The sequence below is a fragment of the Comamonas sp. genome (assembly GCF_009360615.1).
GTDB lineage: Bacteria > Pseudomonadota > Gammaproteobacteria > Burkholderiales > Burkholderiaceae_C > Comamonas.
This window is the reverse complement of the sequence record NZ_SPEY01000024.1, coordinates 1-3288: the sequence shown is the minus strand read 5'-3', so window position 1 is coordinate 3288 and position 3288 is coordinate 1. Positions and strand designations below refer to the sequence as shown.

Genomic DNA, 3288 nt, shown 5'->3' with positions numbered 1-3288 from the left:
GGCCCAGCACGCCATAGGTGGCGAACAGTGCGGCAAAGATCAGGCAGTCGCTCATCAGGTAGAGCCAGAAGCCCAGCGAGGTGCCGTTTTCCGGATGAGGTTCATGCGCGAGGTGGTACTCGCGAGTAGCCAGGGCGGCTGAGCCGCCAGCGTTGATATGTGTATTAGACATGGGCTGCTGCAAGCTGCTTGGTACGTGCTTCTTCCGTGGTGGCCACTTCGGCCGCAGGAATGTAGTAGTCACGCTTGTAGTTGAAGGTATGAATGATCGAAGCCAGGATGGTCGCGACGAACGAGGCGATCGTCAGAGGCCACATATGCCAGATCAGCGCAAAGCCCAGAACGGTGGACAGGCCGGCAATCACCACGCCGGCGCCGGTGTTGGCTGGCATGTGGATGGGCTCGAAGCCGCTCAGCGGACGCTGATAGCCATGCTTCTTCATGTCGGTCCAGGCGTCGATGTCGTGCACCACGGGAGTGAAGGCGAAGTTGTACTGGGGAGGGGGCGAGGAAGTGGCCCATTCCAGGGTACGGCCTTCCCAGGGGTCGCCTGTCACGTCGCGCAGCTCGTCGCGCTTCCAGATGGAGACGGCCAGCTGGATGAAGAAGCAGCCGATGCCGGCGGCGATCAGGGCAGCACCGCAGGCGGCGATGATGAACCAGATCTGCAGCGAGGGATCGTCAAAGTGGTTGGCACGGCGGGTCACGCCCATCAGACCCAGGATGTACAGGGGAGTGAAGGCAACCCAGAAGCCGACCAGCCAGAACCAGAACGAAGCCTTGCCCCAGAACTCGTTGAGTCGGAAGCCGAAAGCCTTGGGGAACCAGTAGTTGATGCCGGCAAACACGGCAAACACCACGCCGCCGATGATCACGTTGTGGAAGTGGGCGATCAGGAACAGCGAGTTGTGCAGCACGAAGTCTGCGGGAGGCACGGCCAGCAGCACGCCGGTCATGCCGCCGATGGCGAAGGTGACCATGAAGCCCACCGTCCACAGCATGGGCACCGAGAAGCGGATGCGGCCGCGGTACATGGTGAACAGCCAGTTGAAGATCTTCGCGCCCGTGGGGATGGAGATGATCATCGTGGTGATACCGAAGAAGGTATTCACGCTGGCACCCGAGCCCATGGTGAAGAAGTGGTGCAGCCACACCAGGTAGGACAGGATGGTGATACACACGGTGGCGTAAACCATCGAGGTGTAGCCGAACAGGCGCTTGCGGCTGAACGTTGCCACGATTTCGGAGAACACGCCGAAGCAGGGCAGGATCAGGATGTAGACCTCGGGGTGGCCCCAGATCCAGATCAGGTTCACGTACAGCATGGGGTTGCCGCCCAGCTCGTTCGTGAAGAAGTTGGTGCCGACATAGCGGTCCAGGGACATCAGCACCAGGGCGGCGGTCAGCACGGGGAAGGAGGCCACGATCAGGGCGTTGGTGCACAGGGCAGTCCAGGTGAAGACAGGCATCTTCATCAGGTTCATGCCGGGGGCGCGCATCTTGATGATGGTCACGATCAGGTTGATGCCGGACAGGGTCGTGCCCACGCCGGCGACCTGCAGGCCCCAGATGTAGTAATCAAGACCCGTGCTGCCGCTCTGGTGACCCAGATTGGACAGAGCCAGCCAGCCCGAGGTGGAGAACTCGCCCAGGAACAGGGAGATCATCACCAGCACGGCGCCGCCGGTGGTCATCCAGAAGCTGAAGTTGTTGAGGAACGGGAAGGACACGTCGCGCGCGCCGATCTGCAGAGGAACCAGGTAGTTCATCAGGCCGGTCACGAAGGGCATCGCCACGAAGAAGATCATGATCACGCCGTGCGCCGTGAAGATCTGGTCGTAGTGGTGAGGAGGCAGGTAGCCCATGTTGTCGCCGAAGGCCATGGACTGCTGCAGACGCATCATCACGGCATCGGCAAAGCCGCGCAGGAACATGACCAGACCGAGGATCATGTACATGATGCCGATCTTCTTGTGGTCGATGGAGGTGATCCAGTCGTTCCACAGCGGAGCCCAGAGGCGGAACTTGGTGATGCCGCCGACCACGACGAGGCCGCCAAGCACCACGGCAATAAAGGTCAAGAGCACGATGGGCTCATGCGTCATGGGAATCTGGTCCCATGTGATACGGCCCAACAGCCAGTGGGAGGCCGGGGTTGTTGTTTCAGACATGTTGAGTCTCTTTTGTCGTATTGGAGCGGCTGAGCGGTGAGCGCATCCGCACCGTGAACTACTTATTGCTGTGCGACAGCTCCGGAGGCGGCGACTTCGTCGAGCAGGGCGACAACGCGGTCAGCGTCTTTGGAAGTGCAGACATCCAGGGGCAGGGTCACGCTGGAGGTCTTGCCGTGGTGTGCAGGTGCCTTGCCGCCGGCGGCGTCGATGGCCATCATCTCGTTCATGCACATCTTGCCGTCTTCCACGCAGCGGTTGAGGACCTTGTTGTACAGGCCTTCGTCCACGCTGGCGAAGCGTTCAACGGGGTTGCGCTCGCTGGGTTTGGCCAGGTCGAGGTAGGCGTCGCGCGTCAGGGCCTTGCCTTCGGTCTTGGCCTGTGCCACCCACTGGTCGAACTGCGCGTTCTCCAGGCCGTGGAACTTGAAGGTCATGCCGGCAAAGCCAGCGCCGCTGTAGTGAGAGGACTTGCCGCCATAGACACCGGGCTTGTTGATCACGGCGTTCAGTTCCGTCTGCATGCCGGGCATGGTGTAGATCATGCCGGCCAGATCGGGAACGTAGAACGCGTTCATGGTGTTGGTCGAGGTCAGCTTGAAGCGGATGGGGCGATCCACCGGGGCAGCCACTTCGTTGACGGTGGCAATGCCTTGCTCGGGATAGAAGAACAGCCACTTCCAGTCCAGGGACACGACTTGAATCTCCAGGGGCTTGACGCTGGGGTCCAGTGCCTTGGTCGAGGAGATGCGGTCCAGGGGGCGATAGGGGTCGAGCTTGTGGGTGCTGATCCAGGTAATGGCGCCCAAAGCGATGATGATGAGCAGGGGAACCGTCCAGATCACCAGCTCCAGCGCGGTGGAGTGGTGCCATTCGGGGTCGTACTTGGCTTCGGTGTTGGACTGGCGGTACTTCCAGGCAAACAGCAGCGTCAAGAAGATGACGGGAACGATGATGAGCAACATCAGCAACGTGGCCGTGATGACCAGATCGCCCTGTTGCTTGGCGATATCGCCAGCGGGGTTGAGGACGACGGCCTTGCTGCAACCGGCGAGGGTTGCGGTCAAAGCGGCCGCTGAGAGCCACGCGGGCCCACGGATTTCCTTGATTTTTAACA

At 60.9% G+C, this 3288-nt stretch carries 2 protein-coding genes and 1 pseudogene; all 3 read right to left on the bottom strand.

What is annotated here, in order from left to right; translation table 11 throughout:
* A pseudogene (locus E2583_RS09075) lies at positions 1 to 172 on the bottom strand (cytochrome o ubiquinol oxidase subunit III); the annotation flags it as partial.
* Positions 165 to 2171 carry a cytochrome o ubiquinol oxidase subunit I gene (gene cyoB / locus E2583_RS09070; RefSeq protein ID WP_003055500.1) on the bottom strand — a complete coding sequence of 669 codons (2007 nt, stop codon included), beginning with the start codon at positions 2169 to 2171 and terminating at the stop codon, positions 165 to 167. The pseudogene E2583_RS09075 and the gene cyoB, both read right to left, overlap by 8 nt.
* Before the next feature lie 62 nt (positions 2172 to 2233).
* Entirely contained in the window at positions 2234 to 3280 is a 1047-nt protein-coding gene (gene cyoA / locus E2583_RS09065) for a ubiquinol oxidase subunit II (RefSeq protein ID WP_291595050.1), read from the bottom strand.
* Between the last annotated feature and the right edge of the window lie 8 nt (positions 3281 to 3288).